This window comes from uncultured Aquabacterium sp., assembly GCF_913773725.1.
In the GTDB taxonomy this organism is placed as follows: domain Bacteria; phylum Pseudomonadota; class Gammaproteobacteria; order Burkholderiales; family Burkholderiaceae_C; genus Aquabacterium.
On record NZ_CAJYGK010000087.1, the window covers coordinates 1 to 14,273 of the forward strand.

General features: G+C 69.7%; 12 protein-coding genes. 7 read left to right on the forward strand and 5 right to left on the reverse strand.

Annotation, left to right across the window (positions count from 1 at the left end):
- The 4 genes from QZ709_RS10100 to QZ709_RS10115 all read left to right on the forward strand — a co-directional run.
- On the forward strand, positions 1 to 1,006 hold a 1,006-nt coding region (locus tag QZ709_RS10100; protein WP_294637147.1), incomplete at its 5' end, for a glutamate--tRNA ligase family protein.
- Positions 1,007 to 1,200: 194 nt separating this feature from the next.
- A complete protein-coding gene (locus QZ709_RS10105; protein WP_294637148.1) occupies positions 1,201 to 1,782 on the forward strand; it encodes a lipocalin family protein in 582 nt (193 codons plus the stop codon).
- Positions 1,783 to 1,787: 5 nt separating this feature from the next.
- Positions 1,788 to 2,189, forward strand: a complete 402-nt coding sequence (locus QZ709_RS10110) for a hypothetical protein (protein ID WP_294637149.1) — start codon at positions 1,788 to 1,790, stop codon at positions 2,187 to 2,189.
- 200 nt (positions 2,190 to 2,389) lie between these two features.
- Positions 2,390 to 4,288, forward strand: coding sequence for an AAA family ATPase (locus QZ709_RS10115; protein WP_294637151.1), 1,899 nt, complete (start codon positions 2,390 to 2,392; stop codon positions 4,286 to 4,288).
- Here QZ709_RS10115 and QZ709_RS10120 read toward each other — a convergent pair.
- Positions 4,185 to 4,769, reverse strand: a complete 585-nt coding sequence (locus QZ709_RS10120) for a helix-turn-helix domain-containing protein (RefSeq protein ID WP_294637152.1) — start codon at positions 4,767 to 4,769, stop codon at positions 4,185 to 4,187. The genes QZ709_RS10115 and QZ709_RS10120 overlap by 104 nt on opposite strands.
- Before the next feature lie 78 nt (positions 4,770 to 4,847).
- Here QZ709_RS10120 and QZ709_RS10125 point away from each other — a divergent pair, with 78 nt between their 5' ends.
- The 3 genes from QZ709_RS10125 to QZ709_RS10135 all read left to right on the forward strand — a co-directional run bounded on the left by QZ709_RS10125 (position 4,848) and on the right by QZ709_RS10135 (position 7,599).
- On the forward strand, positions 4,848 to 5,624 hold the full coding sequence (locus QZ709_RS10125; protein WP_294637153.1) for an alpha/beta hydrolase: 777 nt from the start codon (positions 4,848 to 4,850) through the stop codon (positions 5,622 to 5,624).
- Between the two features lie 125 nt (positions 5,625 to 5,749).
- A complete protein-coding gene (locus QZ709_RS10130) occupies positions 5,750 to 6,583 on the forward strand; it encodes an NADPH-dependent oxidoreductase (RefSeq protein ID WP_294637154.1) in 834 nt (277 codons plus the stop codon).
- A 5-nt stretch (positions 6,584 to 6,588) separates the two neighbouring features.
- Entirely contained in the window at positions 6,589 to 7,599 is a 1,011-nt protein-coding gene (locus tag QZ709_RS10135) for an FAD-dependent oxidoreductase (RefSeq protein ID WP_366937162.1), read from the forward strand.
- Here the strand turns inward: QZ709_RS10135 and QZ709_RS10140 are convergent.
- From QZ709_RS10140 to ylqF, 4 genes are all read right to left on the reverse strand, one after another.
- On the reverse strand, positions 7,574 to 9,553 hold the full coding sequence (locus QZ709_RS10140) for a methyl-accepting chemotaxis protein (protein WP_294637155.1): 1,980 nt from the start codon (positions 9,551 to 9,553) through the stop codon (positions 7,574 to 7,576). The genes QZ709_RS10135 and QZ709_RS10140 overlap by 26 nt on opposite strands.
- 170 nt (positions 9,554 to 9,723) lie before the next feature.
- A complete protein-coding gene (locus QZ709_RS10145) occupies positions 9,724 to 11,154 on the reverse strand; it encodes an NYN domain-containing protein (RefSeq protein WP_294637156.1) in 1,431 nt (476 codons plus the stop codon).
- 46 nt (positions 11,155 to 11,200) lie between these two features.
- Positions 11,201 to 13,195 carry an ATP-dependent helicase gene (locus QZ709_RS10150; RefSeq protein ID WP_294637157.1) on the reverse strand — a complete coding sequence of 665 codons (1,995 nt, stop codon included), beginning with the start codon at positions 13,193 to 13,195 and terminating at the stop codon, positions 11,201 to 11,203.
- A gap of 31 nt (positions 13,196 to 13,226) precedes the next feature.
- Positions 13,227 to 14,180: a ribosome biogenesis GTPase YlqF gene (gene ylqF / locus QZ709_RS10155; protein WP_294637159.1), complete on the reverse strand. Its 954-nt coding sequence runs from the start codon at positions 14,178 to 14,180 to the stop codon at positions 13,227 to 13,229.
- Positions 14,181 to 14,273: the final 93 nt, after the last annotated feature.

The window sequence follows — 14,273 nt, forward strand, 5'->3', positions numbered from 1 at the left end:
GGAGTTCGAAGACCAGCGCCCGTTCTATGACTGGCTGCTCGACAACCTTGCCACGCTGGGCCTGATCCAGCAGCCGGTGCCGCGCCAGTACGAGTTCGCGCGCCTGAACCTCACCTACGTCATCACCTCGAAGCGCAAGCTCAAGGCCCTGGTCGATGAAGGCGTGGTCAGCGGCTGGGACGACCCCCGCATGCCGACCATCGTGGGCCTGCGCCGTCGCGGCTACACCCCGGAAGCCCTGCAGCTGTTCTGCGAGCGCATCGGCGTGAGCAAGTCCGACAGCTGGATCGACTACAGCACGCTCGACATCGCCCTGCGTGACGACCTGGAAAGCAAGGCCCACCGCGGCATGGCCGTGCTCGACCCGCTCAAGCTGGTGCTGACCAACTGGGACGAGGTGATGGGCGCGGGCCACCTGGAGGCCTGCTCGCTGCCGGCGCTGCCGCATCCGCCGGAAGGCACCGAAGCGCCGGTGCGCCACCTGAAGCTCGGCCGCGAGGTGTGGATCGAGCGCGAGGACTTCGAAGAGGTGCCGCCCAAGGGCTACAAGCGCCTGTTCCCGGGCAACAAGGTGCGCCTGAAGGGCGGCTACGTCATCGAGTGCACGGGCTGCACCAAGGACGCCGATGGCAAGGTCACCGAGGTGCTGGCCACCGTGGTGCCCGACACCAAGAGCGGCACGCCGGGCGCCGACAGCGTCAAGGTCAAGGCGGCCATCACCTGGGTGGGCGCGGCTGATGGCGTGGAGGCCGAGGTGCGCCTGTACGATCGCCTGTTCACCGACCCGCATCCGGATGCGGGTGGCAAGGACTTCAAGGCCAGCCTGAACCCCGACAGCTTCAAGGTGGTGAAGGGCTATGTCGAGCCCTCGCTCGCCCAGGCTCAGCCGGATCAGAAGTTCCAGTTCGAGCGTTTCGGCTACTTCGTGGCCGACCGTGTGGACCACGCCGCCGGCAAGCCGGTGTTCAACAAGATCACCGGCCTGAAGGACGGCAACTGGAAGTGAGTCCGGCCCACACGGGCTGATTCAGGCGATCTTCAAAGGGGCTGCGCAAGCCCCTTTTTCATGTCTGAACGCCGGCGGTAGCGGGCTGCTGAAGTGGGCCCGGCTCTCCGGCTGACCCTGACCGAGTCAGGGTGGGGCGGGGCGGTGTCGATGCCTTGCTAGACTGCTCCACATCGACCTCATCGCGATCTGCCATGCGCCTGCTCTGGATTCTTGTTCTGGCCCTGGGCCCGGCCTTCGCCGGCGCGACGCCTGCTGCGCCCTCTTCGGCCTCGTCGCCGCCGGTGCCCGGCCCGCTGCAGACCATCCCGGCGCTGGACGTCCCCCGCTACCTCGGCACGTGGTACGAGGTCGCGCGCTATCCCAATCGCTTCCAGAAACAGTGCGTGGCCGATGTGCAGGCCGTCTACAGCGCACTGCCGGAGGGGCGCATCGAAGTGCGCAACCGCTGTCGCAAGGCCGACGGGACCCTGGACGAGGCCGTGGGCGTGGCGCGTCAGGTGGGAGACGCCCAGTCGCCCCGATTGAAAGTGCGGTTTGCGCCGGCCTGGCTGTCCTTCATCCCGTGGGTGTGGGGTGATTACTGGGTGGTGGACCTGGATGAGGCGTACCAGCTGGTGGCAGTCAGTGAGCCGGGACGCGACTACCTCTGGATTCTGTCGCGGACGCCCCACGTGGACGCCCAGGCCTACCACGCGCTGCTGCACCGCCTGACCCGGCAGGGGCTGGACATCACGCGGCTGGTGCCCACCAGCCAGCCTTCATCCCGGAGGTGACCGCGATGGCGATGCCCTGGCTGACCCTGCTCAAGGCCGTGCCCTGGACCGAGGTGATGGCCCGTGCGCCGGACATTGCCGATGGTGCGAAGCGCCTGTGGCAACGCGCCGCGGGTGGCAAAGGGGCGACCGCAGGCGCCGAAGCCGCCGCGCCTGCCGATGCGGTGCCGCCCACTGCAGATGAAGCCACGCGGCTGCGCTGGGAACTGGATCAGCTTCGCCGACAGACCGGCGAACTGCAGGCCGAGATGCGCGCGTCCAGCGAGCTCATTCAGGCCCTGGCCGACCAGCAGGCGCGCCTCATTGCGCAGATCGAGTCGCACCGTACCCATGTGCGTCGGCTGACCTGGGCCGTGGCGGCCCTCGGCGTGCTCGCGGTGGCGGGCTGGGTGCGCCTGCTGGGCTGACTCCGCGCCACTGGGCGGGCTGATCCAGGCCCGCCGTCCGGTCACCGGACACCGTGTGCAGCGCGTCACGCGCCGGGCAAGCGCCGTGCCCGGCCAGGGCGCCGCAGCTTCTGAAGAGGCCGCGGACAGGCGGGCTCATCCGCCGGCCATGAGGGCGGCATCTGCGGTTTCATCAAGGCCTTTCCTTGTGGTGCCCGACGATGACGCCCTTTGCTTCCTGGCCGCGCTGGCTGCAGACCCTCACGCTGGCCCTGGTGCTGGCCTTCACCTACCTTGCCCTGCTGCTCGGCCAGGGGTGGGGCACGCCGGACGTGGCCGCCGCCCGCTCGCCGCTGGCCGCCCGCTTCGAGGCCAGCCCGCAGGATTGGCTGCGCCGCCCCCTGGAGCTGTCGGTGTTCGAAGCCGATCTGGCCGCCCGCCGGGTGCGCGAGGTCGGGGTGGACGGCGCGCGGGTGCTCGTGACGCGGACCGATGGCGGGCGTTACAGCACCACGCTGCTGGCCCTGCCGGGGGACGCCGGCGCGGCAGCGCGGCTCGGGCCGCTCAGCCGTGAGCAGGGTTTTGCGCTCACGGCGCTGGCGCTGGACGGCCAGGGTGCAGCCTCCCGATGGGGCAACCGCGCCGGCGTGGCGCTGGAGCGCCTGCTGTTGCTGGTGCTGGTGGTGGGGGCTGCCGCGGTGGTGCTGCACCGCGTGCGCACGGGCTCGGCGGCATCGGGCCGCGCGGGCCTGGCCACCCGCCCCGACACCTGCTTCGATGACGTGGTGGGCGCGTCGGAGGCCAAGGCTGCACTGCAGCAGGTGGCGGCCTTTCTCCGCTCGCCAGATCGCTACCGGGCGCTCGGCGCGCGCCCGCCCCGCGGTGTGCTGCTGGAAGGCCCGCCTGGCACCGGCAAGACCCTGCTGGCCCGCGCGCTGGCCGGTGAATGCGGCGCCAGCTTCATCGCCGTCGACGGCTCGTACTTCTCGAGCATGTTCTATGGCGCGGGCATTGCCAAGGTGCGCGAGCTGTTCGCCACTGCGCGCCGTCATGCGCCCTGCATCGTCTTCATCGACGAGTTCGACGGCATCGGGCGGCGCACCAGCGGCGCCAGCCCCACGCACGGCGGCGGCAGCTCCGAAGAGAATCGCATCATCAACAAGCTGCTGGTCGAGTTGGACGGCTTCGATGCCAAGGACCAGGTGGTGGTGGTCGGCGCCACCAACCACGTCGAGCACATCGACGATGCCTTGAAGCGCCCGGGCCGCTTCGACCTGGTGGCCCGCGTGACGCTGCCCACGCTGCAAGACCGGCTTGCCCTGCTGCAGCGCTGCACCGGCCGCATCCTGGCTGCGCCCGATCTGGATCTGGACGTGCTGGCGCGCGCCACCGCCGGCCTGTCTCATGCCGACATCGAAGGCATCGTCAACCGCGCGACCGTGACGGCCGCTGAACGTGAGGCCCCGGCCGTGACGCAGGAGCACTTGCTGCGCGCCCTCGAGCGCCATCAACTGGGTGGCGAGGTGTCGGGCATGAAGGCCCTGATGACGCCGGCCGACCGCCACCGCATTGCCGTTCACGAGGCCGGCCACGCGCTGGTGGCCCACGCGCTGAAGGCCGGCATTGTCGAGCGCGTGACCATCGAGCCCCGTGGCCAGGCCCTGGGCGTGACCTTCATGACGCGTGGACACGAGCTGCCGCTTTATGGCGAGCGCGAACTGAAGGCTCGCCTGGGGATGATGCTGGCCGGCCGTGAAGCCGAACTGCTGGCCTTTGGCCACACCACCACGGGCGCCGCCGATGACCTTAAGCGCGCGTCGTCGCTGGCGATTCAGATGGTGGGGCAGATGGGATTCAGCCAGGCCTTCGGCCTGCTGAGCGTGGACGGCGTGCCGTCCGGCTTGATGGGCCCGCACCTGCAGGAGCGCCTGCTGGCCGAGGCCCGCACGGTGCTGGACGAGGCCCAGGCGGCCTGCCGCGCGGTGCTGACGCAACGCCGCACCACGCTGGACGCGCTCACGGATGCCCTGCTGGCTTGCGAGACGGTGTCCGGGGAGCCGCTGCAGACCCTGCTGGACTTGCAGGCGGCGGCCGACCCTGTGCCGCTTCCTGCGCCCTGAGGTCGGCCAGGCGGGCGTGGTCACTGTCGGTGGCGCCAGGGCCGGCGACCACCGCCACATCGCGCGGGCGCAGCGGCCGGTCCGTCACGGCAGACCGTGCCGCCATGGGCGCAATCGGCACGCCGGTGTCGCGCTCCACCAGCTGGATCGGCGGGCCGTCGGGTGCTGCGGCGTGGCGGTCGCCCCACTGAGCGAGCGCCACGATCACGGGGTGCAGGTCCCGGCCCTTGTCGGTCAGCCGGTAGGCCAGCGCCTTGCCGCTCTGGCTGGTGGCAGCCACCTGCAGCACGCCGCCTTCGACCAGGCGGTTCAGCCGCTGGTTCAGCACGTTCGGCGCAATGCCCAGGCGCGCCTCGAATTCACCGAAGCGCTGGCAGCCGAGGAAGGCCTCGCGCACGATCAGCAGCGTCCACCACTCCCCGATCAGGTCCAGAGCGCGGGCAATCGAGCAACGCTCGTCGGCAAAGGAGGTGCGACGCATGGCCGCAGTTTACTTGCTTCACGCAAGTGGGGGTGTTACGCTTCATCTACTTTCTTCAAGCAAGTAGATGAGGTTTCGATGTCCGAGGTCGCGCTGTTCATCCATTCCACCGCCACCGGGCCCTTCATGTGGCGCCCGTACCTGGCGACGGTGCCCGACGGGGTGACGCCCGTGGCGCCAGCGAACCGGGGCTATGCGCCGGACGACCTGTTGCCGCGTGGGAGCCGCTTCTCGGTGCATGACGACGTGGCGCATCTTCGGGCCCACGTGCCGGAAGGCGCGACCGGCGTGCACCTGGTGGCCCATTCCTATGGCGGGTTCGCCGCGCTGACCCTGGCCCGACAGGCCGGCCTGCCGGTGCGCTCGCTGTGGGTGTACGAGCCCGTGCTGTTCGGCGCGCTGCGTGCCGAAGCCGACCGCTTGCCTCCCGACACGGCGGCCGATGTGGAGGCCCTGTACGGCGCCGAGCACAGCATGCTGGACGAGGCCCAGGGCGGCGAGGAGGCCTGGGTGGAGCGCTTCATCGACTACTGGAATCAGCCCGGCGTGTGGCAGGCCATGCCCGAGAAGGTCAAGGCCATGACCCGCGCCGTGAGCTGGAAGATGTTCCGCGAGGTCTGCAGCGTCTCGCAGGAGCCACTGCCGTTCGAGCAGTACGCGCTCGACATCCCCTTCACCCTGGTGCGTGGCGCCACCACGCGGCCGCCCACGCGCGACATGATCCAGCGCCTGGCCGAGGTGAACCCGCACGCCCGGGTGGAAACACTCGAGGGCCTGGGCCACATGGGGCTGATGTCCTCGCCCGAGCCGGTGGCGGCGTCCCTGCAGCGCCACTGGGCCCGTGTGCGAGGCTGAGCCGCCCCTGAACAAACCCGGTTCAGGTGCCCGCTCTTTGCCACGTGGCCCGGCGGCGGGCACCGTTTGCGGTTACCTTGACGGGTTGTGCGCGCGATCCGCGCGGTGAACCCCAAGACGACCCGATGAACCTGGCAACCCTGCTTCAGGCCCGCTACGACGCGCAGGCCCCCGATTCCACCGCCGAGCCGGCCCGCTGGACGGCCGTGATCGACCAGATGCTGGCCCACCGCAGCGTGCGCCGTCACAAGCCGGAGCCCGTCACCGACGCGCAGTTGTCGGCGCTGGTGGCCGCGGCCCAGTCTGCTGCTTCCTCGTCGAACCTGCAGGTGTGGAGCGTGGTGGCCGTGCGCGATGCGGACACCAAGGCCCGCCTGGCCGAGTGCGCGGGCGGGCAGGGCCACGTGGCTGCGGCACCCGTGGTGCTGATGTGGCTGGTGGACCTGGCGCGCCTGGAGGCGGTGGCTCAAGACTTGAACCTGCCGCACGCAGCGCTCGATTCGCTGGAGATGTTCCTGGTGGGCGCGATCGACGCCGCCCTGGCCGCACAGAACGCCATGCTGGCCGCTGAGTCCATGGGCCTGGCCGGGTGCTACATCGGTGGCATGCGCAACCAGCCCGAGCAGGTGGCCGAACTGCTGGGTCTGCCACCCAAGGTGTTCGCGCTGTTCGGCATGACGCTGGGCGTGGAAGACCCCACGCCAGCGCCCGCAGCCGTCAAGCCCCGCCTGCCGCAGTCGGTGGTGCTGCACAGTGAGCGATATCGCCCGGTGGCCGCGCAGATGGAGGGCGTGGCGGCCTACAACCAGGCCATGGCGGCGTTCTATGCCAGCCAGGGCATGAACGTGCGCGGCACGTGGGCCGTGCATTCGTCGCGCCGCGTGGCGGATGACGCCGCGTTGACCGGCCGTGACCGGCTGGCCGAGGCCTTGCGTGGCATGGGTTTTCCGTTGAAGTGATGGCCATGACCGAGATGACCATGACGCCTCGCCACGTGGCCGTGGTGGGGGCCGGGCTGGCGGGTCTGGCGTGCGCCGAGGCCGTTCAGGCCAGCGGTGACACCGTGACCGTGTTCGACAAGAGCCGGGGCCCCTCGGGCCGCATGAGCGCGCGCCGGGGCGACACCTGGCAGTGTGACCATGGTGCCCAGTACTTCACCGCGCGCGATCCTGCCTTCCGGGCCGAAGTGGACCGCTGGGTTGAGGCCGGCGTGGCCGCGCTGTGGCAGCCCAGGTTGTCGGTGTTCGGCGCCCGCCCTGCAGCCGAAGCGGGCGAGCCGACCGAGCGCTTTGTGGGCACACCCCGCATGACGTCGCCCGCCGGCTTCATCGCCCAGAGGCTGGCGGTTCAGTTGCAGACGACCGTGACGGCGCTGGTGCGCCAGCCTGCGGGCTGGCAGTTGCTGACGGCCGAGCACGGCCTGCTGGACACGTTTTTCGATGCCGTGCTGCTCGCCGTGCCTTCACCCCAGGCCGTGCCCCTCCTGCAGGGGCCGGCGCCCGAATGGGCGGCCGTGGCCGCAGGCGCCCGCATGCGCGGCAGTTGGGCGCTGATGCTGCGCTACGACGCCCCGCTGAGCTTGCCGTTCGATGCGGCCTTCGTCAACGAAGGGCCGTTGCGTTGGGTGGCGCGCGACAGCAGCAAGCCGGGACGGCCTGCCGGGCCGGGCGAGACCTGGCTGCTGCACGCCGAAGCGGAATGGAGTGAGGCGCACATCGAAGACACGCCGGAAGAGGCCGCAGCGCTGCTGTTGGCCGCCTTCGAGGCGCTCGGGGCGCCTCGACCGGCCGCCTGGACCGCGCACCGCTGGCGCTATGCCGACACCGCACCGCCGCTGGGCGAGGGCGCACTGTGGCGGCCTGACCTTGCCCTGGGGGTGTGCGGAGACTGGCTCGGCACCGGCAAGGTGGAAGGCGCCTGGCTCAGTGGTCGCGCCCTTGCGGCGCGGCTCATCGGTGCTGTTCGTCCAGCTTGAAGCTGGCCACAATCCCTGCCAGGCGCGCCGACTGTTCCCGCAAGGATTCGGCGGCGGCCGAGCCTTCCTCGACCAGCGCGGCGTTCTGCTGCGTCATCTGGTCGAGCTGTGACACGGCCGTGTTGATCTCCTGCAGCCCCAGGCTCTGACCGCTGGTCGCATCCGAGATTTCGCGGATCAGGCCCGACACCCGCTGCACCGCCTGCACCACGTCCTGCATGGTTTGACCGGTGCGCTGCACCAGATCGGCGCCGTGGTCGACCCGCTCGACGGACGCCTGAATCAGGGCCTTGATCTCGCGGGCGGCTTCGGCCGAGCAGCTGGCAAGCCCCCGCACCTCGGACGCCACGACCGCGAAGCCGCGTCCCTGTTCGCCCGCCCGGGCCGCTTCCACGGCGGCGTTCAGCGCCAGGATGTTGGTCTGGAAGGCGATGCTGTCGATCACGCCGATGATGTCGGCGATCTGGCGCGAGCTTGTGTGGATGTCGTTCATGGTGTGCACCACTTCGCCCACCATCGCGCCGCCCTTGGCGGCCACGGCGCTGGCGTCTCCGGCCAGCTGGTTGACCTGCGAGGCGGTATCGGCCGTGTGCCGCACCGTGTCGGCCAGCTGCTCCATCGACGAGGCCGTCTGCTGCAGACTCGAGGCGGCGTGTTCCGTGCGCGACGACAGGTCAAGGTTGCCGCTGGCAATCTCGCCGGAGGCCACCTGCACCGAACCGGCTGCTTCGCGAATCTGCCACAACGAACCATTCACCTTGGCCACGAAGCCGTTGAAGCCGCGAGCGATGTCGGCCAGTTCATCGTGGCCGCGGGCCTGCAGCTTGACGCTGAGGTCGGCCTCGCCACTGGCCAGGCCCATCATGGCGCCACGCAGGGAGCGCAGCGGCGCCAGCAGCCGGTGCACGACGACGACGAGCACCATTCCAGTGACCGCAGCACACGCAAGGGCCGTCAGCAGGGTGGTCCACATCAGGGCACGTGCGGATTCGGTCGCATGGGCTTTGGGAAAGCTCAGCCGGACGGCCCAGGGGGCAATGTCGGGGTGAATGACGACTGGCTGCAGCAGATGCACCATGCCCTGGTTGTCCTCGTAGTGCCAGGGGCGCCCGGCTTTGACGGCCGCCAGACCCTCGGCCGGCACATCGTCGGCGCGCTTCTGCAGCCGGGCTGCGTCGGGGTGGCTGGCGTACAGGCCGCCGTTTGAAAGCAGGGCCATCTGGCCATCGCGCATCGGGTTGACGCTGGCCAGCAACTGGCCCAGGCGGTCGAGCGTGAAGTCAGCTGTCGCCGCGCCCTTGAACTGCCCCTCGACGACGATGGGCGCCACCAGCGACGACATCATCACCTCCTTGCCGCTGATCGGGTACAGATAGGGCTCTGTGAAGAGCAGCCGCAGCGTGCGCTTGGGCACGTCGTACCAGTCGTTGCCACCCGGCGTGCTGACAAACACGATGGGCTCCACCGTCAGCTTGCCGTCTGCCCCGCGCACCCAGTAGGGCATATGGCGCCCGGTGTCGTCGAACCGTGGCTTCTGGCCTGCGAACTCGGCGTCGCGGCCGTCGAGCGCATTGGGCTCCCAGGTGACGGTGCTGCCGATGAAGTCAGGGTTGTTGTGCAGTGCGCCCTTGACCATGTCGTCGATCTGATCACGCGCCAGCGGGCGCTGGGCGGCACGGGTCTGCTGCATGGATTCGGCCAGTTGCAGCACCGTGCTGAGGTGGGCGCGCAGCCGCGTCTGCATGGCGCCGGCGGCCTCCCGGGTCGAGGTCTCGGCGAGCTTCATCGTGGCCGCTTCGGCCTGCTCGCTGCTCTGGATGCCGATGGCCACCCCGGTGACGCCGAGGCTGAGGACCACAAGCCCGACACCGGCCAGGCACAACCTGGCCTGCAGGGAGAGGTGGGCAAACCGACTGAAGGAAGACGCCGCGTGCTGAGGGTGAGGGTGGGACATGGCGGGCATGATGGAGTGGGGGTTTCCCTCTCTATCGACCGGCCGGATGAGGACTTGAACACACTTTGTCTGGCGCGCCAAGGCGGTGCAAGTCCCTTTCGTCAAGCCCGATCCCGGTGCGAAGACGCCCCGGTAATTGGGTCATTTTGCCAGCTGGTGGTGCGTTGTGCTCAGTCCGCGCCGCCCTGTGTACCGCCTTCCGGCGTGGCCTTGCGGGCCGCTGTCTTGCGCGCTGCGGGGCGCCGTGCCCGCTTGGCGGCTGGCACGTCCTTCTTGGCCTGCGGGGCCGGGGGCGCGACAGGTGCGTCGGGGGTGGGGGCGCTCTGGCCGTCCTGCGTCTCCTTTGCGGGGCGCTGGCTGGTGCGGCCCGTGCTGTTGCTGCGGGGCTTGCTGCTGCGCGCCTTGCGCGGTGCAGGCTCGGCGTCTGTCTGCTCGGGCGCAGCGGACGGGGAGGGCTCCGACGGTGCCGTCGGTGCGGGCTCCGGCGGGGTCACGGGCAGGGCCACCGGCAAGGCCACCGGGATCCCGGCAGGCACTTCGGCATCCACGCGGGTGCCACGGGTCTCGTCAGGTGCCGCATCCCGCGGTGCCGTTTCGTCGCGTTCCGCACGGCCATCCTGCCGGCCATTGCTGCGCCGGCCGCGTCCGCCACGGCTGCGACGGCGCTCTTCCTGGCGTGCCTCGTTGCCGGCTTGCATCTCCACAGCGGTCTGTGTGGTGTCGACCGCGTCGGTTTCCATTTGCGCGCTGGTGGGGCGTGCCTCGGCCTCGACCGGCGGCGCGCCGTTGCCGGCACTGCGGAACACATAGGCGCTCGACTTCTCGTCGCGCCCGAACTCCAGCAGCCCGCGCGACTTCGCTTCTTCCAGCAGGTTGCCGAAGGTGCGGAAGCCGTAGTAGTTCTCGTTGAAGCCCGGGTTGCGGCGCTTGATCGCCTCTTTCAGCACCGACGCCCAGATCTTGCCGCCCTCGTCTCGGTCGGTCACCAGCGCGTCGAAGGTTTCGACCGCCATCTCGACGGCCTTGGTGCGGCGCGCGTCCAGTTCGGCCTTGCGACGGGCTTCCTCTTCCGGCGATCGGCGTGGCTGCGGCTGGTCGCGGTTGTCCTTGCGCTGGCGCTGGGCGTCGCGCACCAGGTCGTCATAGAAGATGAACTCGTCGCAGTTGGCGATCAGCAGGTCCGAGGTCGACTGCTTCACGCCCACGCCGATCACGTACTTGGCGTTCTCGCGCAGCTTCGATACGAGCGGTGAGAAATCCGAATCGCCCGAGATGATGACGAAGGTGTTGACGTGGCTCTTGGTGTAGCAGAGGTCGAGCGCGTCCACCACCAGGCGGATGTCGGCCGAATTCTTGCCGGACTGGCGCACGTGCGGGATCTCGATCAGCTCGAAGTTGGCCTCGTGCATCGCGGCCTTGAAGCCCTTGTAGCGCTCCCAGTCGCAGTAGGCCTTCTTCACGACGATGCTGCCCTTGAGCAGCAGGCGCTCGAGCACCTTCTTGATGTCGAACTTCTCGTAGTTGGCGTCGCGCACGCCGAGGGCGACGTTCTCGAAGTCGCAGAACAGCGCCATGCTGATGTGGTCGGGGGAGGAAGCCATGTGGTCGCTTCTTTCTCTTTGAATGTGGGGTGGCGCGTGGCCCGCTTCAGAGCAGGCCCGCGTCCTTGAGGTAGGCGCTCGGTCGTGTGCGGTCGCACAGAATGGTCAGGCGCCGGCGGGCGCGTGTCATCGCGACGTAGAGCAGGTTGCGGTTGTCGGTGGTGTCGCCGCCGAGGGCGAACTCTCCCTTGTTGAGGCCGGGCAGGATGACGTGTTCGAACTCCAGGCCCTTGGCGGCCTCGATGCTCGACAGCAGGATGCAGTGCTGCGGCTTCATGGCCTGCTGGCGGCGTTCGCGCTCGATCATCGCGCGGAAGAAGGCCGTGAGGTGGTCGAAGGTGGCGGCCGACTGGATCAGGCCTTCGATGTTGGCGGCCACCTGGGCAATGTCCTGGCGGCGCACCATCACGCGAGCGGCCAGGGCCGCGGGCTGCAGCACGCGCACGAAGCGGCGCAGCAGCACCTCGGTGTCCTCATTGTGCAGCACATCGAGCGCATCTTCGAGCCGCTGCCGCACGGCGGGCGCGGCGTTGCGCAACACCTGGTTCTCCAGGAAGGCCGCAGCGAGCTCGGGTTGGGCGCAGACCTGCTTGAGCGCCTGCGCTTCCAGCCGGGCGCGGTCGGCATCGGTGGGGCTGTCTTCGGGCTGGGCGTCGCCGGTGTCCACGTGCGAGCCGGCAAAGCGCAGCAGGGCCTGCAGCACGGCCAGGCGCGTTTCGGGCCGCTCGATGTCACCGAAGTGCCCGTGCGAACAGGCAAACAGCCCGCGCACGAACAGCACCTCGGGGCGCATCAGGTAGGTGCTGAAGCCGGCGGTGCGGTAGTCGATGCCGCGGTCGAGCAGGTGGTTCTCCAACTCGACCGACTGGTGCGGCTGACGCAGCAGGATGGCGATGGCCGATGCCGGGGCCTTGGGGTCGAGGCCGACGCGTTCGCTGATCAGCCGGCCGAGGTGCCAGTTGCGGTCGGCGGGCCCCACGGTGGGGATGAGCTCGACCTCGGTGTCGCGCACCGTCTGGGCCGCATAAGGCTTGTGCCGCGCCAGCCCGCTCACGGCCCGAGCCAGCGTCGGCCCGAAGCGCCAGGTGGTGCTCAGCGGAAAACGGGTCGCTTCCGCCACCTCGCGGTCGAACAGCTCACCCATGAAGCGGGCATCGGCGCCGGCCACCGCGTGGATCACCTGGTCGCGGTCTCCCACGCCGACGAAAGCCGCCCGGTTGCGCGCCATCACCTCGCGCAGCACGGTGAACATGGCGCGGTTGGTGTCGTGCATCTCGTCGACCAGCACGAGGTGCAGGCCGAGTTCGAGCGGGTGCGGGTCACCCAGCCAGGCGTCTTCGTTCAGCAGCAGACGGGCCAGGTCGTAGGTCGCGTCGTGCTCGCCGCGGAAGGCGTGGTGGTCGGGGTGGCCGCCGCGGCGGATGTGTTCGTAGGCCTGGAAGACCTTGAGCGTGGCGTAGTCGTGCCCGAGCTCGGCGGCCAGCGCGGGCGTCAATGAGCGGTCGGCAGCTTCGACCGTCAGCTGCATCGTGCCCTTCAGGTGCAGAAAGGCCGCCAGCAGCCCCTCGACGCTGGCCGCGCCGTCGCCCTGGATGGCGAACTCGTCCGGATGGCGCTCGTCGGCGTTGTGCAGCACGCGGTCGATGGCGCGCAGCACATGGGGCTTGAGCGGCTCGGGATGCAGGTGGCAGGGCACGGCACTGCCTTCGATGGCCAGCATGCGCTCGGTGCAGAAGGCGTCGAAGGTCGTCAACTTCAGGCGCCGGCGCGTGTCGGCCGGCAGCCCGATGCGGGCCAGCGCGTCCTTGAGCGCCTGCACGGCGGTGTCGGTGTAGGTCAGGGCCAGCACGCGGTCGGGGTCGGCGCCGCGCAGCAGGGCCTGGGCCAGCCGCAGCGCCAGCGTCGTGGTCTTGGCGGCCCCCGCATTGGCCTCGATGATGAGGTGGCGCTTGCGCGCCAGCTGGATGGCGCGCTGCTCGGGTGTGGGGGTCAGCCCGCGGGGTTCGAACAGCGGTTCGGCGGGCGCGGAAGAGTCGCTCATGGCGTGATCCAGCCGGGCAGCATCGCGGGCCTCACAGCCCGCGCGGGTCCTTGCGCGGCGTGTGGCGGCCGGCCTTCTTCATTGCGAGCTTCTGGCGCTGGCGCTCGGCTTCGGCGGCCTTGGCCTCGGCCAGCCAGGTGGTGAAGGTCTCGGGCGTTTCCAGCGTGATGCGGCCGATCGCGCCGCTGCGGAAGTCGTTCAGCACGATCTCGGCAGCCTTCTGCAGGTCGATGCGGCCGCCACTCATCACGGCGCCGCGCTTGCGGCCGATCTCGGTCAGCAGCACGTCATCGTGCGTGGCGGGGATGGCGGCCACGTCGTCCAGCTTGTAGCGCTCGGCCAGCGCCGCGGCGTACGTGCCCTTGATGCTGTGGATCAACTCCAATGCGGTCTCGGTCTCGTCGTAGGCGTTGCGGCCCACGGCGCCGCTGGCGGCCAGGTGGTAGCCGCTCTTCTCGACCAGGATCTTGGGCCACAGCATGCCGGGCGTGTCGAACAGGTAGAAGTCGTTGGCCAGGTTGATGCGCTGTTCGATGCGCGTCACGCCGGCCTCGTCGCCCGTCTTGGCGGCCTTGCGGCCCACCAGGGTGTTCATCAGCGTCGACTTGCCCACGTTGGGCACGCCGCAGATCAGCACGCGCACCGGCTTGTCCATGCCGCCTCGCTGGGGCACCAGTTCACGGCAGGCCTTGATCAGGCGCTGGGCCGGTGCGGTCTCCGACGCGTCCAGCCCGATGGCGCCGGTGGCCGCCTGGGCGCGGTACCAGGCCAGCCACGCTTCGGTGCGGGCCGGGTCGGCCAGGTCCTGCTTGTTGAGGACCTTGAGCTTGTGCCGCTGGCCGGTGAGCGCGGCCAGCATGGGGTTGGCGCTGGAGCCGGGCAGTCGCGCATCGAGCAGTTCGATGACAACGTCGATGTCCTTGATGCGTTCGGCGATGGCTTTCTTGGTCACATTCATGTGACCGGGGAACCATTGAATGGCCATCTGTCTGGTCTTTCCGGTCGGCCGCGCCGACCCTGTCTGCGTGGGATCAAAGACCCGCATTGTCCGACGAGCCGCGCCCTGCACGATGGCCCG